Origin of the sequence: Halomonas sp. MMSF_3323 (assembly GCF_030733595.1) — a bacterium.
GTDB lineage: Bacteria > Pseudomonadota > Gammaproteobacteria > Pseudomonadales > Halomonadaceae > Halomonas > Halomonas litopenaei.
On the sequence record NZ_JASHIT010000030.1, the window covers coordinates 46,761 to 70,704 of the forward strand.

Sequence of the window (23,944 nt, forward strand, 5' to 3'; positions counted from 1 at the left end):
ACCCCGATGGATCGACTCTTTCGCTATGCCCTTACAGCATTGATCAGCATCGTAGCCCTGGCGCAGTTCGTGCAGGTGATCACCCGCTACCTGCTCGAGACTCCGGTCATGGGTCTCGAGGAAGCTGCGATCATTCCCACCATCTGGCTCTACATCCTCGGCAGCGTCAATGCGTCTCGAGAAGACTCTCAGATCCGAGCCAATGTCCTGGATATCTTCCTCTCACGCGAGCGCTCTCGGGCTTGGCTCCAGGTCGTCTCGGACAGCATCAGCATTGTCGTGTCGACCTGGCTGACGCTGTGGGCCTGGAACTACTTCGAGTACGTGCTGCGGGTCGACAAGCAGACCCCGACACTCTACCTGCCGACGCTGTGGTACGAATCTGCGCTGCTGATCGGCCTGGTACTGATGATTGTGTTCACGCTGTGGCACCTGATTCGCAATCTGGCCTATCTGGCTGGAAGGCGACAGCGCCCCGACCTCGCCGCCCAGGACGAGGCCATTGATCAGGACAACGGGAAGGATGCTCCCCATGATTGAGATCGCCCTGCTTGCCTTCGCCACTCTGATCGTACTGCTCAGCCTTGGCGTTCCCCTGCCCTACTGTTTCGGCGCCGCCTTGATGGTGATGACGGTGATCGGCGAAGCGACGATGCGCGGTTTGATGGTCTGGGGATTCAGCCAGTTGACCAATCCGGTGCTGCTGGCAATTCCCCTGTTCGTCTTCGCCGGCACTCTGATGAGCGTCAGTGGCATCGCTAGCAGTCTGCTGAAATTCGTCAACGTCTTCGTCGGCCGTGTTCGTGGAGGGCTCGGCGCGGTAGCCGCCGTAAGCTGTGCCATCATCGGTGCCATTTCCGGCAGTGGTCTGACCGGCATCGCCGCCATCGGTCCACTGCTGATTCCCGAAATGGAGCGCAAGGGCTATCCGCGGGCCTACTCGACAGCACTAATCGCCAACGCTTCGATCCTGGGACTGCTGATACCGCCAAGCGTCACCATGATCGTCTATGGCTGGGTCACCGATACCTCGATTCTCGCCAGTTTCCTCGCCACACTCGGCCCCGGACTCTTGATCATGCTGAACTTCTGTCTGGTCAACATGGTCATGACTCGAAAATTCGATCTGGTGCTCGACGAGCCCCTGCCGATGGACAAGATGATGCGCGAAGCAGGACGTCGCACCACCCACGCGCTACCCGCGTTGCTGATGCCGGTCATCATCCTTGGTGGCATCTACGGCGGCATCATGACGCCGACCGAAGCCGCTGCCGTGGCGGTGATCTACGCCATTCCTGTTGGTTTCCTGATCTATCGTGGCCTCACCTGGCAGACCTTTCTGGCCTCTGGCAAGGAGTCAGCGACAGCGGTGGGCGCCATTCTGATTATGATCCTCTTCAGCCTGATGCTGAGCCAGATCTACGTACTCGAAGCCATTCCCCAACAGTTGGTCGACATGATCTTCGCGATCACCGACAACAAGCTGATTCTGCTTATCCTCATCAATCTGCTGCTGTTCTTTATCGGCATGATCGTCAACGACATCACCGCGATCATCCTGACCGCACCGCTGTTGCTGCCACTGATGGAGGCGCTCGGTGTAAGCCCTGTTCAGTTCGCCGCCATCATGGGGGTCAATACCGCCATGGGAGGGGTCACCCCTCCCTACGCCAGCATCCTGTATCTGGGGGCTCGCATCGGCAAGGTCCGCTTCACCCAAGTCATTCGTCCTGCCATGACTCTGATCCTGTTCGGCTACATCCCGGTGGTGGTGCTGGTCTCAGCCTGGCCGGATCTATCCGAGTACCTGCCGGGCCTGTTCGGCTATTGATCCAACGGACAAGCCCCTGGCGCCGCTCGTCGCTGGCATCACGAGCTTCCAATGACAACGACACTCCGACCAGAAAGGAAAACACCATGACCACAAAAAGCCTCCTTGTCAGTCTGATCGCCGCGGCGGCCCTTGCATCCGCCACAGCCCAGGCCACCAGCCTCAAGCTCTCCCACGTGCGTCCTCAGAACACAGCCATCGACCAGGCGGCAGCGGCCTTTGCTGATGATGTCGCCACCTCCACCGAGGGCGAGTTGAACATCCGCCTATTCCCGGCCAATGCCCTGGGCGACTACACCATCGTGCAGGAAAGAGTCAGCCTGGGCGCCGTCGACATGGCGGTCCAGCCTCCGGCGTCGGGGGCCGACAAGCGCTTTCAGCTAGCTTACCTGCCCTATCTGGTTCGCAACTGGGACGACGCCAAGCGGGTTTTCGAGCCGGGCGCGCCGATGCGCGAGGAAATCGAGAGCATCTATGCCAGTCAGGATATACGTGTTCTGGCGGCCTGGCCGGTCTACTTCGGCGGCATCGCCCTCAACAGCGACGTTGAGAACCCTGCCGATCCCTCGGCTGACAAGGGCGCCAAGCTACGTGTACCGCCGATGAAGTCGTTCCAACTGATGGCGGACAACATCGGATACATCGGCTCTCCCCTACCCTTCTCTGACGCCTTCACGGCGGTACAGACCGGGGTTGTCGATGGCGTCATGGGGTCTGGAGCAGAGGGCTACTACGCCTCGTTTAGAGATGTCACCAACACCTACGTACCACTCAACACCCACTTCGAGGTGTGGTACCTGCTGATCAACGAAGGTGTCTACAGCGATCTAGACGACGCTGCCCGACAGGCACTGAGTGAAGCAGCAGCTCGCTTCGAGTCCGCTCGCTGGGAAAACGCCCAAGCCGACCAGGCCCACAACGAACAACTGCTGGCCGAGGCCGGCGCCACCCTGATTGAGGTCGATGACGCCCAGATCGACGCCACCGCGTCCATCGTGCGAGAGAAGGTCTGGCCAGTCATCCTCGATGACATCGGCGCCGACTGGGCTCAAAGCGTCCTCGATCAGGTCATCGAATAAGGCCGCTTTCCACCTTCGATCCGCCCGCGGGCGGATCCCCTCTGCTTTAAAGAGGCAGTCTCATGCAACAAGCGACCAAGACATCCTCCTCTCTCAGCGACGTGGTCGTAGTGGGCGGCGGCCTGGTCGGCCTCGCCGTGGGCGTCGGCCTGGCACGCCAAGGATTGACGGTACGAGTGCTCGACGAGGGCGACTTGGCCATCCGAGCATCGCGGGGCAATTTTGGCCTTGTCTGGGTGCAGGGCAAGGGCGATAACCTGCCGCAATACGCCACTATCAGCCGACGCTCCGCAGCACGCTGGCCACGCTTTGCCGAAGAACTGAGGGAAAGCACCGGTATCGACCTTCAACTGGAGCAGCGAGGTGGTCTCTACCTATGCCAGACTCAACAGGAACTGCAAGCCCGACACGCCATGTTACGCCGGATGCGTGAGGACGCTGAGGGTGACTACCCCTTCGAGGTGCTCGACCTTCAACAGGCACGAGACTTCATTCCAGAACTCGGCGACCAGACAGCAGGAGCCACCTGGTGCCCAGAGGATGGTCACGTTAACCCGCTGCGGCTGCTGCGGGCGCTAATGCAACGCTTCATCGATCTCGGCGGAAAACTCGAAACCGGCGGACGCGTCGAACGCATCGACCACCGCGACGGCGCCTTTCGACTCCAGACAGCGTACGGCCGCTATTCTGCCGCCAAGGTGGTCCTCGCCGCCGGACTCGGAAATCGCGACCTTGCCCCTCAGGTCGGCCTGACAGCCCCCGTGTCGCCAAATCGTGGCCAGGTGCTGATCGCCGAGCGCGTTCGCCCCTTCCTGTGCTACCCCACGGGCCATGTTCGCCAGACCGGAGAAGGCACGATTCAGATCGGCGATTCAAAAGAGGATGTGGGCTTTGACACAGCGACGACCAACGACGTCATGGCCCATATCGCCGCCCGTGCCTTGCGTTTCTTTCCCCTGCTTCGCGATGTCCAGCTGATCCGCGCCTGGAGCGCCCTGAGGGTAATGACCCCCGACGGATATCCGCTTTACGAAGCTTCCACCAGTCACCCGGGTGCCTACCTGGTGACCTGTCACAGCGGTGTTACCCTGGCCGCCTTCCATGAAGGCCCGTTGGCTGACTGGATCGGCGGCGCCCCCACCGACCAGCCCCTGGAGGTGTTTCGTGCCCAACGCCTTGCCCTTTGAGCGCCTAGCCCGGCGCGACCAGCCATCGCTTACCGTCTTTGTCGACGACACACCCGTCAAGGTCTACGCCGGAGACAGCGTCGCCGCTGCCGTTCTTGCAGCAGGTTGCCTGCCGTCTCGACGAACCGCCGTGAGCGGAGATCCTCGTGCGCCCTACTGCCTGATGGGTGCCTGTTTCGAATGCCTGCTGACCATCGATGATCGTCCCAATCAGCAGGGCTGCATGACCGAGGTTCGCGACCAGATGCGTATCACCTTCCAGTCCGGCGTCCGTCCCACTCAGGAGATATTCAGATGACCATCTCCACTCCCGACTACGACCTGGCTATCGTCGGCGCTGGACCAGCCGGTATGGCCGCAGCCACTGCCGCTGTCGAGTGCGGCCTGACGTGCGTCCTGATCGATGAACAACAGGCGCCAGGCGGCCAGATCTACCGCTCCATCGGACAGAGCCCGTTGTGCGACGAGTCCATCCTCGGCGCCGACTACTACGCCGGCCGGCGACTACTCGAGGCACTCCCACGAAGCGGCGCCGTGAAGACAATGTTCGGACACACTCTGTGGGGAGTGGAAGATGGACTTGTCCTGCACCTTTCTCGGACGGGCGAAGGCCGTCGACTTACGGCGTCACGCCTGCTACTGGCCACCGGCGCCCAGGAAAGGCCCGTACCCTTCCCGGGATGGACACTTCCGGGGGTAATGACCTGCGGTGCCGCTCAAATCGCCTTGAAGAGTCACGCACTGGTGCCTCCCGCTCCCCTGGTGCTGGCGGGTAGCGGCCCACTGCTGTTACTGCTGACGGCACAATTGCTTCGCGCCGGAGTGAAAATCCGGGCGTTGCTTGATACCACGCCTCGCGGCCAGTGGCGCCAGTCACTGCCTCACTTGATGCAGGCCACACGCAACCTGCCACTATTGATGAAAGGTGGCACACTGCTGAGAGATGTTCGACGCTCACGGATACCGCTATATCGACACGTGTCCTCGTTGCGAGCTGAAGGCCAAGAGGACCGGGTTTCAGAAGTGCATTTCACCTCTGATGGCAAGCACCACAGTTTGGACTGCGCCAGCCTGCTAGTGCATCAGGGCGTCGTCCCCAATATTCAGCTCAGCCGCGCTCTGGAGCTCGACCACCACTGGCATGCCGCCCAACAATGCTGGCATCCCACACTGGATAGCGATGGCCGAAGCTCACGACCGGAAATCGCTGTCGCCGGTGATGGCGGCGGCATTTCCGGGGCAAAGGCCGCCGAGGCGGACGGGCGAATGGTAGCGCTGGCCATTGCCAGGGAACTCGGACGTCTCGACGAGCGTCGCTACAGAGCGATGACCCGCGCACCGCGCCGGCTCAGAACACGCGAACGCTCAGCCCGGCCGTTTCTCGACCACCTCTATTCACCTTCGCGGGACATTCTGGCTCCTCCCGACGAGACTCTGGTGTGCCGCTGCGAAGAGGTCACTGCTGGAGAAATCAGACGACTCGCCCGCCACGGCTGCCCTGGCCCCAACCAGGCCAAAGCCTACAGCCGCGCAGGCATGGGTCCCTGCCAGGGCCGACTATGCGGCCTGACCATCAACCAGTTGATCGCCACTACACAGAAGCGTGAACCCGAGGAGGTGGGGTACTACCGGCTGAGGATGCCGATCAAGCCGATCACACTAGGTGAGCTGGCCGATACAGATAGCGGCTGAGAGCCCAACAATACCCTGCTGTCGGCCGTCTTACCCAGTTCACCCGATCCGCAACCCATGCTGCTTGAGCTTGCGCACCACGCTTGGCTGGCTGATGCCGAGGTGTTCGGCGATGGCGTAGGTGGTGGGAAGGGTACGGCAGCAATCGGCAAGGATCTCACGCTCGCGCCGGGCCAGGGCGGCCTTCAGGCCCTCGCCCCGGGCAAGCGACAGCTCGGGTCGCGCTGCGCCTGGTGCGGATGGTGTCGCGGGTGACAAAGCGCCATCAGCCAGCGCAGCGGAGTCTCCGGTGAGGGACGCCGCCGTCTGCTGCGCTTCACGCTGCTGCCCGCCGAGCGGCCCTACCGAGGCCCCCGTGGACGGCACCAGCAGATCGCCCTGGATGACATCGTCACTGGATAACCAGGCCCTCTCCAGGGTGTTTTCCAACTCACGCACATTGCCCGGCCAATCCCAGCCCATCAGCGCCTGCCACACGTCTCGCGACAGCATCTTGTCGCGTCCATAACGCCGATTGAGGCGCTTTAGCTGGCGCTCGACCAGGCCGGGAATATCCTCGCGACGCTCGCGCAGGGGCGGCAGGGTGACCGGAATCACGTTCAGCCGGTAGTACAGATCCAGGCGAAACAGGCCCTGCTCGACCCGTGCCGACAGGTCCTGATTGGTGGCCACCACCAGGCGAAAGTCGACCCGTCGCGGGGCCCTGTCCCCAAGCCGGGTAATACTGCCGTCCTGGATGGTCTTCAGCAGCTTGGTCTGCACCGCCAGGGGCAACTCGCCGATCTCGTCGAGAAACAGGGTGCCGCCCTCGGCCTGCTCGATCAGCCCCTTGCGGCCCCCCGGCGCAGCGCCGGAAAACGCGCCCTTTTCATGGCCGAACATCTCCGATTCGAACAGGCTTTCAGGGATGGCGGCGCAGTTGACGTCGATAAAGGGGCCATCGCGGCGAGAACTCCAACGGTGCAGCTGGCGGGCGAAAGCGGTCTTGCCCACCCCGGACTCGCCCAGCATCAAGACCGTGGCGTCGGTGGGCGCGACCCGCTTGAGCAGCAGCGCCACCTCGCGCATCAGCTGGCTTTTCACCTCCAGGTCATCGAGCTCGGCTTCGAGTGCTTCGCTGTCGCTCTCCAGCGCATGGCCCCGGCGCAGGTGCTCGCTGAAGCGGCGCTGCAACAGCGCGTACTCCTGCTGCAGCAGCTGCAGATCGGTCAAGTCCATGGAGCGGCTGACCACCGCCACCAGCCGCTCACCCTCGAATACCGGATGGGCCTGGGCGATGACCCGGCGTCCGGTGCCGGTGCGCTGGACCAGCTGGGCCGGCCGCCCGCTGCGAATGACCTCCAGGCTGACCGACGGGGTCAGCACGCCATCGGCCTCGAGCCGCTGCACGCTGGTGGCGCAGAGCTCTTCGCAGGACATGCCGTAGACCGCCGCCGCCCCGGGACTGACGTCGCGGATACGACCGTCCGGCGCGACGATGAAGAAGTGGTCGTGGGCGGTATCGATGATGGTCTTGAGAATCTTGGTGTCGTCGTCGCTCATCAAACGATCCATAAATGCATCATTGATTCAGAAGTGTATCACGATGCGTCGGGATCGCGATTCACTTCTGGATCACTTCTACCACCACAGCAGACCATCCCTTGGAATCCCTGCACCTCTATTACATCTTTAGTATAAATGCCCAAAAGATGGCACGGCGTCTGCATCATCCACAACAACCGTCAGGCCCAGGGCCGCGACCGTCCCCATCCACGATGCCAGGAGTTCCCTGTGAGCGACTTCAATCAACCTCTCGGCGGCAACGAGATGCCGCGCTTCGGTGGCCCTGCCACCATGATGCGTCTGCCCACCCAGACCAGCGCCGAGGGTCTGGACGCCGCCTTTATCGGCATTCCCATGGACATCGGCACCTCCAACCGCCCGGGCACCCGACTGGGGCCGCGCCAGATCCGCGACGAATCGCGCATGCTGCGCCCCTACAATATGGCCACCCGTGCTGCACCCTTCGACAGCCTGCAGGTGGCGGACATCGGCGACGTGCCGATCAACACCTTCAACCTGCCGAAGAACCTGGACATCATCAGCCGCTTCTACGACGACGTCCTGTCCCACGACTGCGTGCCGCTGACCCTGGGCGGTGACCACACCCTGACCTGGCCGATCCTGCGTGCCATCGCCAAGAAGCATGGCCCGGTAGGGTTGATCCATATCGACGCCCACGCCGACGTCAACGAGCACATGTTCGGCGAAGAGGTGGCCCACGGCTGCCCGTTCCGCCGTGCCCAGGAAGAAGGGCTGCTGGACGCCAACCGGGTCGTCCAGATCGGCCTGCGAGGCACCGGCTACGCCGCCGAGGACTTCGACTGGTGTCGCCAGCAGGGCTTCCGCGTGGTCCAGGCCGAACAGTGCTGGCACAAGTCGCTCGAGCCGCTGATGGCCGAGGTGCGCGAGCAGATGGGCGATGGCCCGGTGTACATCTCGTTCGACATCGATGGCCTGGACCCGTCGGTGGCGCCCGGCACCGGCACGGTGGAAATGGGCGGCCTGACCTCGGCCCAGGGCCTGGAGATCGTGCGCGGCGCCCAGGGGCTCAATATCGTCGGCGGCGACCTGGTCGAAGTCTCCCCGCCCTACGACCCCAGCGGCAACACCGCCCTGATGGGCGCCACCCTGCTCTATGAAATGCTGTGCGTGCTCCCCGGAGTCGCGCGCCGCGACTGAATCCTCACAGGGCCAGGGAGTGGCCCTGGCGACAGCCAACGAGGCGCCCGCGTCAGGGCGCCGACCATTACAACAGCAAAGAGTGATCGCCCATGTCCTCCCACCTGCATTCTGCCGACAAGATCACGACCGACGGGGGCAAGCTAAGCACCCATGGTCTGATCAAGTTCCTCGTCCCGTCGTTGATCGGCATCCTGCTGTTCCTGGTGCCCTTCTCGGTCGGTGATACCATCAACATCGGCATGGGTCTGGCCGCCGACTGGCTCAAGGCCACCCTCGGCGACGCCCTGCCCGCCATCGCCACCGTCGTGCTCACCCTGTCCATCGTGCTGACCCTGGTGGTCAAGCTGACCAAACCAGGCTGGGCCCGCCAGGGCGCGATGAAGGAGCTGTTCGACATCGCCCCGCTGTGGGTGGTGATGCGCGCCCTCGGCGCCGCCTTCGCGCTGATGACCTACTTCCAGGTCGGCCCGGAGATGGTCACCGCCTCCTTCACCGGCGGGGTGATGCTCAATGACCTGGCGCCGGTGCTGCTGACCTTCTTCTTTTTTGCCGCCATCCTGCTGCCCTTCCTGGTGGACTTCGGCTTCATGGAGTTCATCGGCTCCATGGTGCGCACGCCCTTTCGCAAGATCTTCGGGCTGCCCGGGCGCAGCGCCATCGACGCCACCGCCTCCTGGATGGGCTCCGGCACCGTCGGCGTACTGATCACCACCCAGCAATACGAGCAGGGCTTCTACAACGCCCGCGAGGCCTCGGCCATCGCCACCAACTTCTCGATCGTGTCGATCGCCTTCGCCCTGCTGGTGACCAGCTTCATCGGCATCAACCACCTGTTCGTGCCGTTCTACCTGACCGTGGTGGTGGCCGGCCTGGTCGCCGCCGTCATCGTGCCGCGCCTGCCGCCGCTGTCACGCAAGGCCAACACCTACTACGAGCCGGTGGGCTGCCAGATCCAGGAAGAAAACACCGGCAACCAGAGTCTGTTGCGCTACAGCCTGGGCATCGCCGTGGCCCGCGCCGAGACCGCCCCGGGCCCGCTCAAGCTCGCCCGCCTGGCACTGTTCAACGTCGCCGACATCTTCTTCGGGCTGCTGCCGCTGGTCATCGCCATCGGTACCGTGGCGCTGGTACTGGCCGAGTTCACTCCGCTGTTCACCTGGCTGTCCATGCCGATGGTGCCGGTGCTCGAGTGGATGGGTCTGCCCGAGGCCGAGGCCGCCGCGCCGGCGACCCTGGTGGGCTTCGCCGACATGTTCCTGCCGGCGGTACTGGCCAGCGATATCGAGAGCGAACTGACTCGCTTCGTCATCGCCTGTCTGTCACTGACCCAGTTGATCTACATGTCAGAGATCGGCGCCCTGCTGCTGAAGTCACGGATCCCGCTCAAGCTGTGGGAACTGGTGGTGATCTTCCTGCTGCGCACCGCCATCACCCTGCCCATCATCGTGGTCATGGCCCACTGGCTGGTGGGTTGATCGGGAGGCCGACATGACAGACCCAAACGATGCTCACGCCGCCGGCAAGGCGGCCTTCACCCGCATCGACCAAAGCACGGCAGAAGACTGGGCGGTGATCGCCGCCCACGACGCCGACTACCTGGCCGGCCTCGCCGACAGCGTACTGGACACCCTCGCCCGGCTGGGCGAGGGCCACCAGCCCTACCAGATCACCCGGCTGGAGCACTGCCTGCAGAGCGCGACCCGGGCCGAGCGTGCCGGCGCCGACGAAGAGATGATCGTCGCCGCCCTGGTCCACGACATCGGTGACGAACTGGCGCTTTTCGACCACGCCGCCTTCGCTGCCTCGATCCTGCGCCCCTTCGTCAGCGAGAAGACCCACTGGATCGTCCAGCATCACGACGTCTTCCAGGGTCACTACTACTGGGACAAGGTCGGCGGCAACAAGGATGCCCGCGAGCAATTCCGCGGCCATCCCTGGTTCGACGACTGCGAAGCCTTCTGTCGTGACTGGGACTGCCCGTCCTTCGACCCCGCCTACGACACCCTGCCGCTGGCGCACTTCGAGCCCATGGTCAGGCGGATCTTTGCAAGAGCCCCCTACTCGGTGGCCCCGCACCCCGCCCTCGCCCCTGGCTCGTCTCAAGCCTCTGATCCGTCTCAAGCCCCTGGCCCGTCTCAAGCCCCTGATCCGTCTCAAGGAAGTACCGCATGACCTGCGCTGAACTGCTGATCCGTCTGCTGCGTGACACCTACGACGTGGACACCGTCTTCGGTATCCCCGGCGTCCACACCATCGAGCTCTATCGTGGCCTCGAAGGCGGCAATGGACACGACCACCAGGGCAGTGGCATCCGCCACGTCACCCCGCGCCATGAACAGGGCGCCGGCTTCATGGCCGACGGCTACGCCCGCACCACCGGCAAGCCCGGCGTGTGCTTCATCATCACCGGCCCCGGCATGACCAATATCGCCACCGCCATGGGCCAGGCCCTGGCCGACTCGGTGCCGATGCTGGTGATCTCCAGCGTCAACCGCCGCGACACCCTGGGACGCGGCCAGGGCCGGCTGCACGAACTCCCCGGCCAACGCGAGCTGATGGCCGGCGTCTCGCGCTTCAGCCACACCCTGCTCGACCCGAACGGCCTCGGCGAGGTGCTGGCCCGTGCCTTCGCCGTGTTCGATGGCGCCCGCCCCGGCCCGGTGCATATCGAGATCCCCATCGACCTGTTCGACGCCCCGGTCAGCGAGCCTGTCAGCACGCGCCGCACGGCGCTGGCCAAGGCCGCACCGGCCCCCGCCGCGCTCGAGCAGGCGCTCGACTGGCTAGTCGACGCCAAGCGCCCGCTGGTGCTGCTCGGCGGCGGCTGCGTCGATGCCCCGGACGCCGCCCGCCGTCTGGTCGAGAGCCTCGACGCCCCCACCGTCACCACCATCAACGCCAAGGGCCTGCTCGGCCGCGACCACCCGCTGGACCTGGGTGCCAACGCCTCGCTGCCGGCGGTGCGGGAGCTTGCCCATGAAGCCGACGTGGTGCTGGCCATCGGCACCGAGCTTGGCGAGACCGACTATGACGTGGTGTTCGACGACGGCTTCACCCTCGACGGTCGACTGATTCGCATCGACCTGGACCCCGAGCAGCTTGCCCGCAACCAGCATGCCGACCTGGCACTGGTAGCCGACGCCGCCTCCAGCCTCGAAGCGCTGGCCGCCGGCTGCGACCAGCGCCTCGGCGGTGAGCAGCTTTCGCGCGATGGCCGCAAGCGTACACATGATGCGCTGAGCGCCCTGGCGCTGGCCGATGATCCGGCCTTCCGCCCCTATGTGCCGCTGTTCGACACCCTGCGCGAGAGCCTGCCGGGGGCGATCCTGGTGGGCGATTCCTGCGCCACCACCTACGCCGCCAACCATCTGGTCAGCCAGGACGCGCCGCGCCGTTTCTTCAACGCGTCCACCGGCTACGGCACTCTCGGCTACGGCCTGCCCGCGGCCATGGGCGCGAGCCTCGGCCAGCCGGACCTGCCGGTGGTGGCGCTGGTGGGCGACGGTGGGGTGATGTTCACCCTGACCGAGCTTGCCTGTGCGGTGGAGGAAAGGCTGCCGGTCATCGTGCTGCTGTGGCACAACCAGGGCTACGAGGAAATCCGCCGCTTCATGGACAACGCCGGCGTCACCCGCCTCGGCGTGGACATCCAGGCACCGGACTTCCAGACCCTGGCGGCCGGCTTCGGCTGTGCGGCGACCCGGGTCGGCAACCCCGCCGGCCTCGCCCGGGCCATCGCCCATCGCCCCGAAGACGGCCCGATGCTGATCGAGATCGACGCCACGGCATGGAACGCCGCGGTGGCCTGATCGAGCGACGACCCCTTTGCCGGCGCCACGGCGCCGGCCCTTTTGCTCCGTTTTTTGCTCCTTTTGCCTGCTCCGTTTTGCGCTCCCAATTTCGCGCCCCTGCGGTACCTACCAACCATAACCACAAAGGTTTCCTAGATGATTTCACTCAAGCGGCTGATCGGCCACGACACCCTGGATGAACACCAGCACAAGAGCATGGGAGGCATGGCCACCTTTGCCCTGTGGCTCGGCGCCAACGTGGTCGTCACCACCATCCTCACCGGCATGCTGCTGGTGCCCGATCTGCGCTTCCCGGTCGCCATGACCTGGGTCCTGATCGGCTCGCTGATCGGCGCCATTCCGCTGCTGCTGGTAGGACTGATGGGCCAGCGCACCGGCCTGCCCTCGATGGCCCTGACCCGCCGCGCCTATGGCCCCACCGGCTCGAAGATCATTTCGCTGGTCAACATGGCGGTGCTGATCGCCTGGAGCTGGATCCAGGCGCTGCTGGCCGGCATGAGCCTGGACTACGCCATCGAGGCCACCACCGGCTACTCCAACCTGCCGCTGATGACGATCCTGTGCGAGACCATCGTGGTGCTGATCGTGCTGCGCGGCCACCTGGGTATCGAGCGCATCGAGCGCTGGGCGGCGGCGGCCATGATGGTGCTGGCGGCCGGCGTGGTCTACCAGCTCAACCGCCACTACGAGGTCGGTGCGCTGTTCGAGATGCCCGCCGAATCCCGCAACGGCATCACCCTGGGCATCGCCTTCGACATCGTCGTCGCCACCGCCTTCTCGTGGATTTCCACCTCCGCCGACTACAACCGCAACTGCAAGAGCGGACGCATCGCGGTACTCGGCACCTACGGCGGCTACGTCTGCGCCTCGATGATCGCCATGGGGCTGGGTGCCGCGGTATCCGGCCTGTCGGTGCTCGGCGGCATGGAACAGACCTACGACCCGACCCGGCTGCTGTCCGGCTTCGGCTTTGGTCTGCCCGCTGCGCTGGTGATCTTCTTCTCGGTGATGACCACCAACGTGATGGCGGTCTACAGCGCCACCCTGTCGTGCATGAACGTGTCCCCCGGCATGGCCTTCTGGAAGCCGGCGCTGGTGATCGGCGTGGTGACGGTCTTTGGCGCCCTGATCCCCGGTATCCTCGACCAGTTCCAGAACTTCCTGTTGCTGATCGGCGCCTTGTTCATTCCGGCCTTCTCGGTGATGATCGTCGACTACTACCTGGTCGGCCGTGACGGCTATAGCGCCGAGCTGCTGCGCTCGCCGCACCAGCTCGGTCGGCCCACCGCCGGTATCGCCATCGGCGCCTACCTGATCGGTGCGGCCCTGGCGGCCTACTGGACCCTGGTGGCACCGCTGTCCATCGGTGCCTCGCTGCCGGTGTTCGTCATCACCGGCGGACTCTACTGGCTGGGCTGTGCCCTGTTCACCCGTTCCAGCCTCGCTGCCCAAGGAGACTGATCCATGCGCCTGATGCTGGCCCAGACCGACCCCGTCCACGCGGATGTCGCCGCCAACCTCGATGCCCTCGATGGCCTGTGCCAGCAGGCGGTGGCCGCCGGCGCCCAGCTGCTGGCCCTGCCGGAACTGGCGCTGACCGGCTACAACGTGTTCGAACGGCTCGATGAACTGGCCGACGAAGGCGAGTTGATCGATCAGGTCGCCCGGTTGGCGCACCAGTATCGCCTGCACCTGCTGTTCGGCCTGGCCCAGCGCCAGGCCGACGGCCGCCTGACCAACTCGGCGGTGCTGATCGACGACGCCGGCACCACCCTGGCCTGCTACCACAAGCGCCAGCTATGGGATCGTGAACATCAGTACTTCATCCCCGGTGACGAGCTGTGCGTGGTCGACACCCGGCTCGGCCGCCTGGGCCTGATGATCTGCTACGACAACGAGTTCCCGGAGATGGCCAGAGCGCTGGCCCAGGCCGGCGCCGAGGTGATCCTCTCGCCCACCGCCAACATGGTGCCCAACGCCGAACGCCAGCAGTTGCAGATCCGCGCCCGGGCGCTGGACAACCAGCGCTTCGTCGCCTGCATCAACCGCGCCGGTATCGAGGGCGAGCTGCACTACTGCGGCAACAGCCTGGTGGCGGGACCGGACGGCGAGGTGCTGGGGCGCCTTGGCAACGACGCCGGGGTGCTGGTAGTGGACATCGAACACTCGCGTATCGACGAGAGCCGCAGCCACCAGGACTACCTGAAGGACCTGCGCGCCCTGCCGGGAGGCAACACGTGAGCACCTTCACCCTGCCCCGGGGTGACGCCGCCAGCTGGTATCGCACCCAGCGCCTGGCCGACGGCATCACCCTGATCGACGAACCGGCCATCAAGCCGTTCTACCGCTGCAATATCTGGCACGTTCGCGGCCGCGAGCGCGATCTGGTGGTGGACTTCGGCCTGGGCGCGGTGCCACTGCGCGAGCGCGTGGCACTACTGGCCGAACGTGAGATCGTGGCGGTGGCAAGCCACACCCACTTCGATCATATCGGCGCCGCTCACGAGTTCGACTGCTGCCACGTTCATCGCGCCGAGGCCAATATCCTGGCAAGCCCCGACAACCGTCGCACCCTGGCCGAGGCCTTTCTCGACGACGCCATGTTCGACGCCCTGCCACCGCTGCCCTACGCCCACAGCGGCTATCGCATTGCGGCGCCGCCGCGTATCGAGACGCTGGAGGACGGTGACGTCATCGAGCTGGGCGATCGCCATTTCGAGGTGATCCACACCCCCGGCCATTCGCCCGGCGGCATCGCCCTGTGGGAGGCCGCCAGCGCCACCCTGATCAGCGGCGACATCATCTACGACGGTGAGCTGATCGAGGACGCCTATCACAGCGACCTGGACGACTACGCGGCGAGCCTCGAGCGCCTGCGGCGGTTGCCGATCGCCACGGTGCACGGCGGCCACTTTCCGAGCTTCTCGGGCCGTCACTGCCACGCCCTGATCGATGACTGGCTCAATCGCCACCAGGCCTGAGCGCGTAACGAGCCCTCATCTCGCCGATCATTTCATTCGCTTATTCCTTCCAATGTCTTTGCCCCTGGAGTCCCTCCGTGCAACAGCTGACACAACAGTTTATCGACAACCGCTGGGTGGATAGTCACAGCCGCCGGCGCCTGGCGGTGACCGATCCCTACCGCCAGACCCAGATCGCCGAGATCACCGCCGGCGATGCCAGCGACGTCGACGCCGCCGTGGCCAGCGCGCGTGCCGCCCTGCCCGCCTGGCAGGCGCTGGGCGGACAGCGTCGGGGCGACTTTCTCGAGGCCTTCGCCACGGCCCTCGAAACCCGCCGCGGCGAGCTCGAACGGCTGTCCTCCACCAACAATGGCAAGGCCCTGGCCGAGGCCGCCATCGACCTGGACGACGCCATCGCCTGCTACCGCTACTACGCCGGCCAGGCCCGCGCCCTGGAGCAGCGTCAGGGACGTCTGCTCGAGCACGGCATGGACGGCGTCGAGGCGCGGGTGTTCGAAGACCCCGCCGGCGTGGTCGGACTGATCACCCCCTGGAACTTCCCGCTGGTCACCAGCGCCTGGAAGATCGCACCGGCACTGGCCGCCGGCTGCACCCTAGTGTTCAAGCCCTCCGAGGTCACCCCGCTGCCCGAGGTGGCGTTGGCCGACATCGCCGTGGAGATCGGCCTGCCCGCCGGTGTGCTGAACCTCTTGCTGGGTGACGGCGAAGGCATCGGCGCCCCCCTGTCCGCCCATCAGGGTGTGGATAAATTGTCCTTCACCGGTAGCAATGCGGTCGGCGAGAAGGTCATGCAGGCCGCCGCCAACGGCGTGCGCGGCGTATCACTGGAGCTCGGCGGCAAATCGCCGATCCTGGTGCTCGATGACGCCGAGGTCGAAGCCGCCGCCGACTGGGTGATGGCCGGCATCTACTTCAACTCCGGGCAGATCTGCTCCGCCACCTCGCGACTGATCGTGCACCAGACGCTGGCCGAACCGCTCTACCAGGCGCTGGCCGACCGTATCGACGGCCTCACCCTGGGTGACCCGCTGGCCGAGGGCACCGACATGGGCCCGATGACCAGCGCCCGTCAGCGCGAAGCCGTGGAGCGCTATCTCGAGATCGCCAAGGACGAAGGCCTGACGCCGGTGCGTGACGGCCGCCATCGTGACCTGCCGGCCCAGGGCGAGTTCGTCGCCCCAACCCTGTACCGCGACGTGCCCACCTCAAGCCGTCTGTGGCGCGAGGAAATCTTCGGCCCGGTGCTGTGTGCGCGCAGCGCAGAGAGCGAAGCCGAGGCCATCGCCCTGGCCAACGACAGCGCCTTTGGCCTCGCCGCCACCGTGATCTCCGGTGACGCCGAGCGCGCCAGGCGTGTTGGCCGCGCCCTGCGTGCAGGCAGCATCTGGTTCAACTCCGAACAGCTGGTGATGCCCGAGGCCAGTTGGGGCGGTTTCGGCGCCAGCGGCATCGGACGTGAACTCGGCCCCTGGGGACTGTCCGGGTATCTTGAGGTGAAGCATCTGATTGGCCCTGCCGCTTAACCTCTCCCGGTCCTGTTTCCGGACCATCGCCTCAGCGACGACTCAGTATCACCGCGGCAATATCTCAACAACATCACCCCGATGGCAGGGCAAGGCGCCCGGCCATCGGGGTGTTTTTTTGTCGCAGCGACGCAATTTCGTGCCAGTTCGGCCAACCCGAGGTCAAATAATTAGAAATTTCTTAAAAAGAGAAAGGATGTAGGACATCCCCCATATCCCCTGACGAAATGGCTTTCTAGAGTCACAGTGAAACCCTTGCTTCAGGCACCAATGATGCGTTCCTCATGCAAGGAAAAAATGCGCCACCGCCGACCATTGCCATGACGACTGACCATCCATCAAGGCATTGGAAAACCCGACAACGCTTTGACACCTTTGATGAATCGAAGACCGATTTAATGAAGGAGACAGGAGAAGAAGATGAGACTCAACTCCATGTCGTCAGCCACCTCATCTTCCGCCACCTTGCCGCTGCCGCTGTATAGCGTACCCAGTAGAAGCAGCAGACTCTGGTCAACTCGTGGCCGTATCGGACGCATTCGCTACTGTAGCCGACTTGCCGCAGTAGGACTCATCTATAACCTCGCGCTCTTCGTCCCACTTTATCTCGACTACCTGTACCCTGCGACACTCACCCAGAGCACCTTCACCATCCTGATCTACGCCTACGCAGGCCTGTACTCAGTCTTCACCCTTTTCGCCATTCTTCAGGCAAAACGTCGCCTTAACGATCAGGGGCGTTCTGGGTGGGCACTGCTTCTTGGACTGATTCCCCTGATCAACGTATGGCTGGTCATCACTCTGGTCTTCTTTCGTGGCACACCAGGAAGCAACCCCTTCGGACCACCACCTTCTCCATCGACTTCATCGGAAACGAAGCGCTTCTGGTGCTTGCTCATTCTTAACATTGCCGTGGCGTCAGCGGCCATCTGCTATGGACCACTACAGTTTCACCTGGGTCTTTAGACCCTCCCAGAGCACTGCAACAAGCATAGAGATTAACCGACTCGGCGAAAGGATCGCCGGAACACTTACCCCAAGGAAGGAAGCAGCAAGATGACAAACGAAAGCACTACGCTAGATAACTCAAATGAAATCAACTTCCCTTCAGATACAGAAATATCCAACACGCAAGGTGATGCAAACGACCGCCAGGTAGCAAATAAAAACCCTGGACTATGGTCGACCAATGGTCGTATCGGTAGAGTAAGATACTTTAATCGCTTGACCTTGCCGGTGTTGTTCGTCTATGCCGTATACGGAATACTTATCTACTATAGTCTGACGGCAACACCGGCCGCTGCAGAGACAGCCGCCAGCGCCTTTACCATCAGCCAATTCGTGCTTGGAATTCCATTGACTATCTTTGCGCTAATCCAGGGAAAGCGCAGGCTAAATGACCTGAACAAATCAGGCTGGCTCATGCTACTTTTCTTTATCCCCCTTATAAACCTCATCCCATTTATCATGGTGACCTTCATCAAGGGGAGTGATGGTGATAACCGCTTCGGTGCTGAACCTTCCCCCCTCACTTCCAATGAGATGACCCTGTTCTGGTTCCTGACCGGACTGTCGGTCGTTGCTTGCGTAGCGCTGGCTTCTCTAACGCTCTAAAAAACTTTCCCCGCGCCACCAACAACGACAACCACAAGAGCGCCACAGCCCCGCCAGCATGGCGGGGCTGTTTTTTACTGCCAGGTGAGCGGAGGCCGATCAGACGGCTGCGACCTCGGTGGTGCCCTGCTTGCGCCGCCGAAGCAGGATCGAGACAGCCAGCACCACCAGCATGGCCCAGGGGTATGGGGTCAGGAAGGAGGCAAAGGCTGACGGCGCGGCGACCTCGTTCTGTACCGCGGTGGAAGCGATGACCTCCTGCCAGACCGCCACCACGATGTGCCAGGGAAGCAGAAAGAACACCGTGCAGACCGCGCAGTCCATCAGGTTGGCGGCCCTGGCCGGCGAGATGCCGAACTGCTGAGCCAGGCTTCGTACCAATCCCGGCCCCACCAGCAGCAACGCCGGGGCGTTGGCCGACAGCGGAGTAGATGCGGCAATCGTCACTGCCACGATGCTGGTCTCGGCGCTGGCCCGGTCCTTGACCAGGCGCTTCCTGGCGCCGTCCAGCAGTTTTTCCATCAGACCGGTATCGAGAATCACCTGAGTCAGCGCCAGCACCATCAGCGCAAACAGCACGGCGCCGGTTACCGAAGCGATACCATTTTCGATCAGGCCGGTGCTCTCGCCTCTGGCCTCGGGCAACGAGAACAGATCGCCCAGTCCAATGGCACCGATCGCCAGGGCGCACAACATGGCCACCAGATTGCCGATAAACATGGCTTCGACGATGTGTCGGCGCTTCAGCGCAAAGAACACCACCGCCGCGAGCGGAATCAGCATGACCAGGCCGGAGGCATGACCGGAAGGCACCTCCACGGCTGACGCCGAGGCCTCGCCGCTGGCACCGAACAACAGGAAGATCAGCATCGAGATCGCCGCAGCCGTCAGCGCCAGCGGTAGACGGGTGCGGATCACGTCGGCGATTTCCGCCCCTTGGGTATAGGAGGACACGATGGTGGTATCCGACACTGGGGACAGGTTGTCACCGAAGGCCGCACCGGACAGGATCGCCACCGCCAGCATGGACGGATCCGCCCCCAACAGGACGCCCGCCGGGTACAGCACCGGCGACAGCCCGATGACGGTACCAGTACTGGTGCCGGTCCCCAGGGCAAACACCATGGCCATGGCAAAGGCCAGCAGCGTGAAGGCCGCACCCTCGGCGCCCACCGCTGCTCCCAACCACATCAAGCCATCGATCAGGCCGCCGGCAGCCATCAGCTTGCCGAAGACACCGGCCAGCAGCCACAGTGCGATGATGGCCGTCGCGGTGGAATTGCCCATCCCCTTGAGCAGGCTGTCACAGTACGCCGTGCGTTGTCGGCACAGAAAGAGTCCCACGCCCATTGCCACCCAGGCGCAGGCCCAGAATGGCTTGGTGCCGGCACGCTCGAACACCGACAGATAGATAAGGCCTAGCACCAGCAGGATCAGAGGCGTCAAGGCACCCAGGGTGCCCCCACGAAAGGACAGTGAAGGTGTTGCGGTTTGTGTTGTCATTGTCAGGGACCTTATTGTGTTTTATTGGTGTATCAGCAAGAGCAGCGTTCCATCGCCGCTCAGCTACCCAGCCCGCCGAAGACCACCACCCCCAGCACGATGGCCAGCAACAGCAGGGTCTCCAGCACCATCAGGATGACCGGCTTCCAGCCGACCACCGCGAGCTTCTGAAAGGAGGTCTTGATGCCCAGGGCGGCGATGGCGGTGACAAGACACCAGCGCGAGAGCGTCGACAGTCCTTCGTTCACGCTTTCTGGAATCAGCCCCAGGCTGTTGATCAGCACCAGCGCCACGAACCCCACCAGGAAGCCAGGCAGCATCGGCACCTGGCGCTTTCCTTCGCTGTTGCGCGAGGCGCGATAGAGCCAGCTGAAGATCATCACCACCGGCACCAGCATGGCCACACGCACCAGCTTGACCAGGGTCGAGACGTCGCCGGTCTCCTCCGAGATGATGTACCCCGCCCCGACCACCTGGGCCACGTCGTGGATGGTGCCCCCCAGGAAGATGCCGGCCTGGGTATTGGCAAGGTCGAGCACCCCCACCAGCAGCGGGTAGGTCACCATGGCCACCGTCGACAGCGTGGTCACGCCCACCACTGTGAGGATGGTGTTGCGCTCGCTGGTGTCGTTTTTCGGCATCACCGCCGACAGCGCCAGCGCCGCCGAGGCCCCGCAGATCGCCACGGCACCACCGGTCAGCAGGCCCAGATCACGGTGCAGGCCAAGCGCCCGGGCCAGCAGCCCCCCTGCGCAGATCACCAGTCCCACCGCGGCGAGCACCGTCAGCACCGGTCCAAGCCCCAGGTCACCGACTTGCTCGAGGGTCATGCGTGCGCCCAGCAGCGCCACGCCAAGGCGCAGCACGGTGCGCGCGGCAAACTCGATCCCCGGCAGGCAGCGTCCCTCTTCGCTCAAGAAGTGCAGCGACATGCCAAACAGCAAGGCGTAGAGCAGGGTCGGCCCACCGTAGTGATCGGCGATAAAGGTGGTGGCCAGGGCAATGGTCACGCACACCAGCAGTCCTCGCCCGATCGGGCTCAGGGACGCCAGTCGACGGCTTAGCCGCTGTCGCGAGGTCGCCGTCGAGGGGGAAGAAGAGGGTGAGGTCATGGGACGACTCCGGATCGTGAAAACGAGCGACCCCGGTCCTGCCGGATGAGGCCAGCGGACGAAGGCGTCTCTTTGGTGAACGGGACAGGAAGATCGACGTACTGGCGGCGCTCGACGCCGCCCTGTTTCAACCTCTGAGCAGTGCTCTCGTTACAGTGCTCTCGTTACAGTGCTCTCGCTTCAGTGCTCGACTCGGTTCTCCGAATCAACCGCGCGGTGCCTTTCCGGTGGCCGCAGCGACCACGTCTTCGGCCAGCACCTGTACGGTATCGATGATCGGCACGCGACCATCGAGCGCATCGCGGATCACCGAAAGCTCAGTACAGGCCAGGACCAGCACGTCGGCACCACGCGCCTGGACGTCATGGGCGGCCTCGATGAAGGCCGCGTGGGTGGCGGGCGCGCGCCCGGCACCACGCTTGACCGCTCGGATCACGTCGAGCACGCGATCCTCGTTGTCGGGATAGACCAACGACAGCCCCCTCGGCTTGATGAATCCCTCGTAAAGACCAATCTTGCGAAGCGCCGGCGAGCACAGCATGCCCACCCTGGCCCCCGGCATCTCGGCGGCGACCCGGTCCAGGGTGCGCTCGACGATATGCCACACCGGAATGTCCACCGCCTGCTGGGCGGCCGACCAGTAGTAGTGGGCGGTATTGCAGGGCATGACCAGAAAATCGCAGCCTGCCTGCTCGAGTCGTCTGGCCATGGCAGCGATGGCAGGCGCCGGTGACTCGCCGTCGCCGTCGATCAGCGCCTTGATGCGTGATGGCACCTTGGGATTGTTGTCGACCAGCATATGCACGTGGTCGATATCGTCCTCGCCGGGCGTCACCTCGATGACCTTCTGCATGAAGGCCACCGTGGCGTCCGGTCCCATGCCGCCCAGCACGCCGACCATCGTATGGTCGGCGATGGTTGCGGAGTTATCGGTGGAAAGCGTCATAGCGGGTCCTTTGACGAGTGATGACCGGTATCAGAAGCCGAGCAGATTGGGCAGCCACAGGCTGAGCTGCGGGAAGAAGGCCAGCAGCAAGGCAATGACCACCATGGAACCCACCAGCGGCAAGGCGCGCACCGAAATCTTCTCAATGGAGACATTGGCGATCGACGAGCTGATGAACATGTTCTCGCCCAGCGGCGGCGTCGAGAAACCGATGCCCAGGCTGACCACCAGCACGATGCCGAAGTGCACGGGATCGACGCCGAGCTCCACCATCACCGGCAACAGCACCGGCGTGACGATCATGATGGTGGCCAGGATCTCGATGAACATGCCGACGATCAGGAGAAAGCCGATCACCAGAATCCACACCAGCCACAGGCTGTTGGTGATATCCAGGATGCCCTGGGCGATCATCGCCGGAATGTGATTCTCGACCAGGATGCGGCCGAAGGCGGTGGCGGTGAACATGATGATCAACACACGCCCGGTCAGCCAGGTGGTGCTCTGAAAGGCCTCGTTGAGCCCGCGCAGCGATGACTCCTTGTGGATGAAAACACCGACGAACAGCGCGTAGAAGATCGAGACCACGGCCGCCTCGGTGGGCGTGAACATGCCCGAATAGATGCCGCCCAGGATCACCACCGGCGCCATCAGCGACCAGAAACCATCCTTGAGCACCGCGACCACCCGCTTGCGATCGTAGGAAGTTCCCTCGGTCTGGTAGCCGTTGCGCTTGGCGGTGATGTAGTTGGCCACCATCAGGCCCGCCCCCAGCATCACGCCGGGGATGACGCCGGCCATGAACAGCGCAGAAATCGACTCGTTGGCGGTGACGCCATAGATCACCAGCGGCATGCTGGGCGGAATGACCACCCCGAGACCACCAGCGGTGGCGGTGATCGCCGCCGGGTAGCTTCTGCCGTAGCCGCGCTCGATCATCGCCGGTATCACCAGCATCCCCACCGCTGCGGTAGTAGCAGGTCCCGAGCCCGAGATCGCGCCAAAGAACATGCAGGCCATCACCGCAGCGGCGCCTAGCCCACCAGCGGCAGGACCGGCCAGCTCCTCGGCGATCAGGATCAGGCGTCTGGCGATACCGGCATCCCCCATCAGTGCGCCGGCCAGGATGAACGACGGCAAGGCCATCAGCGGAAACGAGTTGATGGCCGAAAAGGCCAGCTCGATCAGCGAACTGAGATCGTCGCCGTTGAGTATATAGACGGCCATCGAGGCCACGCCGAGAGAGACGACGATAGGGGTGCCGAAGAACAACAGCCCGGCAAACATGGAAAACAGTACGGTTGCGGCCATGGCTTAGCCCTCCGCCTTGGACGACGTCTTGCCGTCGCTGTAGTGGCTCGTTTCCTCGGTGATCCTGGACACTTCCTGGGCGTCCACGTCACCTGGCTCGATGCCCTTGAACAGCTTCAGGCACTGCACCTGCAGCACGCGAAAGGCCATCAAGGTAAAGGCGATGGGGAAGACGAAGTAAACGTAGGCCAGCGACCAGCCCAGGGCCGGCGAGTCATAGGGGAATTCCAGCAACAGCCCGATCAGATCCAGGCTCTTGTAGGCCAGCACCAGACAGAAGGCGACCCAGATCAGATCCACCAGCAACAAGAGGGTATTGGCCACCTTGCGTGGCATCAGCTTGATATGGGTCTGCAGGCGGTTATGCGCGCTCAAGTGGGCGGCGTGGGCGGCGCCCAGAAAGACGAACCAGACGAAGGCGTAGCGCGCGAGCTCTTCGATCCAGGCCATGCCGATGCCCAGGGTGACGCGCATCACCACCTGAACGAACAGCAGAATGACAAAGAGCCCGAGCAGAAAGCGGCAGGCGTAGTCTTCGATATAGTTGAGTTTGGCCAGCATGGAGGCCTCCTTCCCGACGGGAATGCAGCAGCGATGACAACAAGACCCGGGCGGCGGTCAGC

General features: G+C 63.8%; 22 protein-coding genes. 16 read left to right on the forward strand and 6 right to left on the reverse strand.

Features of this window, described 5'->3' with window-relative positions:
• Nucleotides 1–6 precede the first annotated feature (6 nt).
• The 6 genes from RBB39_RS15420 to RBB39_RS15445 all read left to right on the forward strand — a co-directional run bounded on the left by RBB39_RS15420 (nt 7) and on the right by RBB39_RS15445 (nt 5,789).
• Nucleotides 7–540 carry a TRAP transporter small permease gene (locus RBB39_RS15420; RefSeq protein WP_045993640.1) on the forward strand — a complete coding sequence of 178 codons (534 nt, stop codon included), beginning with the start codon at nt 7–9 and terminating at the stop codon, nt 538–540.
• Nucleotides 533–1,831 carry a TRAP transporter large permease gene (locus tag RBB39_RS15425; RefSeq protein WP_045993641.1) on the forward strand — a complete coding sequence of 433 codons (1,299 nt, stop codon included), beginning with the start codon at nt 533–535 and terminating at the stop codon, nt 1,829–1,831. The genes RBB39_RS15420 and RBB39_RS15425 overlap by 8 nt, the downstream gene beginning before the upstream one ends.
• Before the next feature lie 86 nt (nt 1,832–1,917).
• Nucleotides 1,918–2,910 (forward strand): TRAP transporter substrate-binding protein DctP, encoded by a 993-nt coding sequence (gene dctP / locus RBB39_RS15430; RefSeq protein WP_045993642.1) that lies wholly within the window; start codon nt 1,918–1,920, stop codon nt 2,908–2,910.
• A gap of 62 nt (nt 2,911–2,972) precedes the next feature.
• A complete protein-coding gene (locus RBB39_RS15435; RefSeq protein WP_045993643.1) occupies nt 2,973–4,097 on the forward strand; it encodes an FAD-binding oxidoreductase in 1,125 nt (374 codons plus the stop codon).
• A complete protein-coding gene (locus tag RBB39_RS15440; protein ID WP_045993644.1) occupies nt 4,075–4,395 on the forward strand; it encodes a (2Fe-2S)-binding protein in 321 nt (106 codons plus the stop codon). Before RBB39_RS15435 ends, RBB39_RS15440 begins: the two co-directional genes overlap by 23 nt.
• A complete protein-coding gene (locus tag RBB39_RS15445) occupies nt 4,392–5,789 on the forward strand; it encodes an NAD(P)/FAD-dependent oxidoreductase (RefSeq protein WP_045993645.1) in 1,398 nt (465 codons plus the stop codon). Before RBB39_RS15440 ends, RBB39_RS15445 begins: the two co-directional genes overlap by 4 nt.
• A 39-nt stretch (nt 5,790–5,828) precedes the next feature.
• On the opposite strand, the gene RBB39_RS15450 is transcribed toward RBB39_RS15445, so the two are convergent.
• The gene (locus RBB39_RS15450; protein ID WP_045993686.1) at nt 5,829–7,331 is read right to left on the reverse strand and encodes a sigma-54-dependent Fis family transcriptional regulator; all 1,503 of its coding nucleotides are present in this window, start codon (nt 7,329–7,331) and stop codon (nt 5,829–5,831) included.
• Between the two features lie 231 nt (nt 7,332–7,562).
• Between RBB39_RS15450 and speB the strand changes: the two genes are divergently transcribed.
• From speB to RBB39_RS15500, 10 genes are all read left to right on the forward strand, one after another.
• On the forward strand, nt 7,563–8,513 hold the full coding sequence (speB, locus tag RBB39_RS15455; RefSeq protein WP_045993646.1) for an agmatinase: 951 nt from the start codon (nt 7,563–7,565) through the stop codon (nt 8,511–8,513).
• 92 nt (nt 8,514–8,605) lie between these two features.
• Nucleotides 8,606–9,991 carry a YjiH family protein gene (locus RBB39_RS15460; protein ID WP_083970496.1) on the forward strand — a complete coding sequence of 462 codons (1,386 nt, stop codon included), beginning with the start codon at nt 8,606–8,608 and terminating at the stop codon, nt 9,989–9,991.
• Nucleotides 9,992–10,004: 13 nt separating this feature from the next.
• Complete coding sequence (locus RBB39_RS15465) at nt 10,005–10,688, forward strand: HD domain-containing protein (RefSeq protein ID WP_071211135.1); 684 nt, start codon at nt 10,005–10,007, stop codon at nt 10,686–10,688.
• Complete coding sequence (locus RBB39_RS15470; RefSeq protein WP_045993647.1) at nt 10,685–12,325, forward strand: 5-guanidino-2-oxopentanoate decarboxylase; 1,641 nt, start codon at nt 10,685–10,687, stop codon at nt 12,323–12,325. Before RBB39_RS15465 ends, RBB39_RS15470 begins: the two co-directional genes overlap by 4 nt.
• 138 nt (nt 12,326–12,463) lie before the next feature.
• Entirely contained in the window at nt 12,464–13,789 is a 1,326-nt protein-coding gene (locus RBB39_RS15475; protein ID WP_045993648.1) for a cytosine permease, read from the forward strand.
• A 3-nt stretch (nt 13,790–13,792) separates the two neighbouring features.
• Nucleotides 13,793–14,569, forward strand: coding sequence for a carbon-nitrogen hydrolase family protein (locus RBB39_RS15480; protein WP_045993649.1), 777 nt, complete (start codon nt 13,793–13,795; stop codon nt 14,567–14,569).
• Nucleotides 14,566–15,309: an MBL fold metallo-hydrolase gene (locus RBB39_RS15485; protein WP_083970497.1), complete on the forward strand. Its 744-nt coding sequence runs from the start codon at nt 14,566–14,568 to the stop codon at nt 15,307–15,309. The genes RBB39_RS15480 and RBB39_RS15485 overlap by 4 nt, the downstream gene beginning before the upstream one ends.
• Nucleotides 15,310–15,386: 77 nt before the next feature.
• Nucleotides 15,387–16,835, forward strand: a complete 1,449-nt coding sequence (locus tag RBB39_RS15490; RefSeq protein WP_306169178.1) for an aldehyde dehydrogenase family protein — start codon at nt 15,387–15,389, stop codon at nt 16,833–16,835.
• A gap of 420 nt (nt 16,836–17,255) precedes the next feature.
• Nucleotides 17,256–17,801 carry a DUF805 domain-containing protein gene (locus RBB39_RS15495; protein WP_083970498.1) on the forward strand — a complete coding sequence of 182 codons (546 nt, stop codon included), beginning with the start codon at nt 17,256–17,258 and terminating at the stop codon, nt 17,799–17,801.
• A gap of 90 nt (nt 17,802–17,891) precedes the next feature.
• Nucleotides 17,892–18,449 carry a DUF805 domain-containing protein gene (locus RBB39_RS15500; protein WP_083970499.1) on the forward strand — a complete coding sequence of 186 codons (558 nt, stop codon included), beginning with the start codon at nt 17,892–17,894 and terminating at the stop codon, nt 18,447–18,449.
• Between the two features lie 99 nt (nt 18,450–18,548).
• Here RBB39_RS15500 and RBB39_RS15505 read toward each other — a convergent pair whose 3' ends face one another.
• The 5 genes from RBB39_RS15505 to RBB39_RS15525 form a co-directional block, all read right to left on the reverse strand.
• On the reverse strand, nt 18,549–19,952 hold the full coding sequence (locus RBB39_RS15505) for a Na+/H+ antiporter NhaC family protein (RefSeq protein WP_124805147.1): 1,404 nt from the start codon (nt 19,950–19,952) through the stop codon (nt 18,549–18,551).
• A gap of 59 nt (nt 19,953–20,011) precedes the next feature.
• Nucleotides 20,012–21,064, reverse strand: a complete 1,053-nt coding sequence (locus RBB39_RS15510; protein WP_108133480.1) for a YeiH family protein — start codon at nt 21,062–21,064, stop codon at nt 20,012–20,014.
• Nucleotides 21,065–21,269: 205 nt separating this feature from the next.
• Nucleotides 21,270–22,010: an aspartate/glutamate racemase family protein gene (locus tag RBB39_RS15515; protein ID WP_052704425.1), complete on the reverse strand. Its 741-nt coding sequence runs from the start codon at nt 22,008–22,010 to the stop codon at nt 21,270–21,272.
• 30 nt (nt 22,011–22,040) lie between these two features.
• Nucleotides 22,041–23,321 carry a TRAP transporter large permease gene (locus RBB39_RS15520; protein ID WP_045993653.1) on the reverse strand — a complete coding sequence of 427 codons (1,281 nt, stop codon included), beginning with the start codon at nt 23,319–23,321 and terminating at the stop codon, nt 22,041–22,043.
• Nucleotides 23,322–23,324: 3 nt separating this feature from the next.
• Nucleotides 23,325–23,882, reverse strand: coding sequence for a TRAP transporter small permease (locus tag RBB39_RS15525; RefSeq protein ID WP_045993654.1), 558 nt, complete (start codon nt 23,880–23,882; stop codon nt 23,325–23,327).
• Between the last annotated feature and the right edge of the window lie 62 nt (nt 23,883–23,944).

Excerpts from the sequence above, each read along its gene's own strand:
- RBB39_RS15420 (WP_045993640.1), top strand. The coding sequence starts at position 7 with ATGGATCGACTCTTTCGCTATGCCCTTACAGCATTGATCAGCATCGTA.
- RBB39_RS15425 (WP_045993641.1), top strand. The coding sequence starts at position 533 with ATGATTGAGATCGCCCTGCTTGCCTTCGCCACTCTGATCGTACTGCTC.
- dctP (WP_045993642.1), top strand. The coding sequence starts at position 1,918 with ATGACCACAAAAAGCCTCCTTGTCAGTCTGATCGCCGCGGCGGCCCTT.
- RBB39_RS15435 (WP_045993643.1), top strand. The coding sequence starts at position 2,973 with ATGCAACAAGCGACCAAGACATCCTCCTCTCTCAGCGACGTGGTCGTA.
- RBB39_RS15445 (WP_045993645.1), top strand. The coding sequence starts at position 4,392 with ATGACCATCTCCACTCCCGACTACGACCTGGCTATCGTCGGCGCTGGA.
- RBB39_RS15450 (WP_045993686.1), bottom strand. The coding sequence starts at position 7,331 with ATGAGCGACGACGACACCAAGATTCTCAAGACCATCATCGATACCGCC.
- RBB39_RS15460 (WP_083970496.1), top strand. The coding sequence starts at position 8,606 with ATGTCCTCCCACCTGCATTCTGCCGACAAGATCACGACCGACGGGGGC.
- RBB39_RS15465 (WP_071211135.1), top strand. The coding sequence starts at position 10,005 with ATGACAGACCCAAACGATGCTCACGCCGCCGGCAAGGCGGCCTTCACC.
- RBB39_RS15470 (WP_045993647.1), top strand. The coding sequence starts at position 10,685 with ATGACCTGCGCTGAACTGCTGATCCGTCTGCTGCGTGACACCTACGAC.
- RBB39_RS15475 (WP_045993648.1), top strand. The coding sequence starts at position 12,464 with ATGATTTCACTCAAGCGGCTGATCGGCCACGACACCCTGGATGAACAC.
- RBB39_RS15480 (WP_045993649.1), top strand. The coding sequence starts at position 13,793 with ATGCGCCTGATGCTGGCCCAGACCGACCCCGTCCACGCGGATGTCGCC.
- RBB39_RS15495 (WP_083970498.1), top strand. The coding sequence starts at position 17,256 with ATGAGACTCAACTCCATGTCGTCAGCCACCTCATCTTCCGCCACCTTG.
- RBB39_RS15500 (WP_083970499.1), top strand. The coding sequence starts at position 17,892 with ATGACAAACGAAAGCACTACGCTAGATAACTCAAATGAAATCAACTTC.
- RBB39_RS15505 (WP_124805147.1), bottom strand. The coding sequence starts at position 19,952 with ATGACAACACAAACCGCAACACCTTCACTGTCCTTTCGTGGGGGCACC.
- RBB39_RS15510 (WP_108133480.1), bottom strand. The coding sequence starts at position 21,064 with ATGACCTCACCCTCTTCTTCCCCCTCGACGGCGACCTCGCGACAGCGG.
- RBB39_RS15515 (WP_052704425.1), bottom strand. The coding sequence starts at position 22,010 with ATGACGCTTTCCACCGATAACTCCGCAACCATCGCCGACCATACGATG.
- RBB39_RS15520 (WP_045993653.1), bottom strand. The coding sequence starts at position 23,321 with ATGGCCGCAACCGTACTGTTTTCCATGTTTGCCGGGCTGTTGTTCTTC.
- RBB39_RS15525 (WP_045993654.1), bottom strand. The coding sequence starts at position 23,882 with ATGCTGGCCAAACTCAACTATATCGAAGACTACGCCTGCCGCTTTCTG.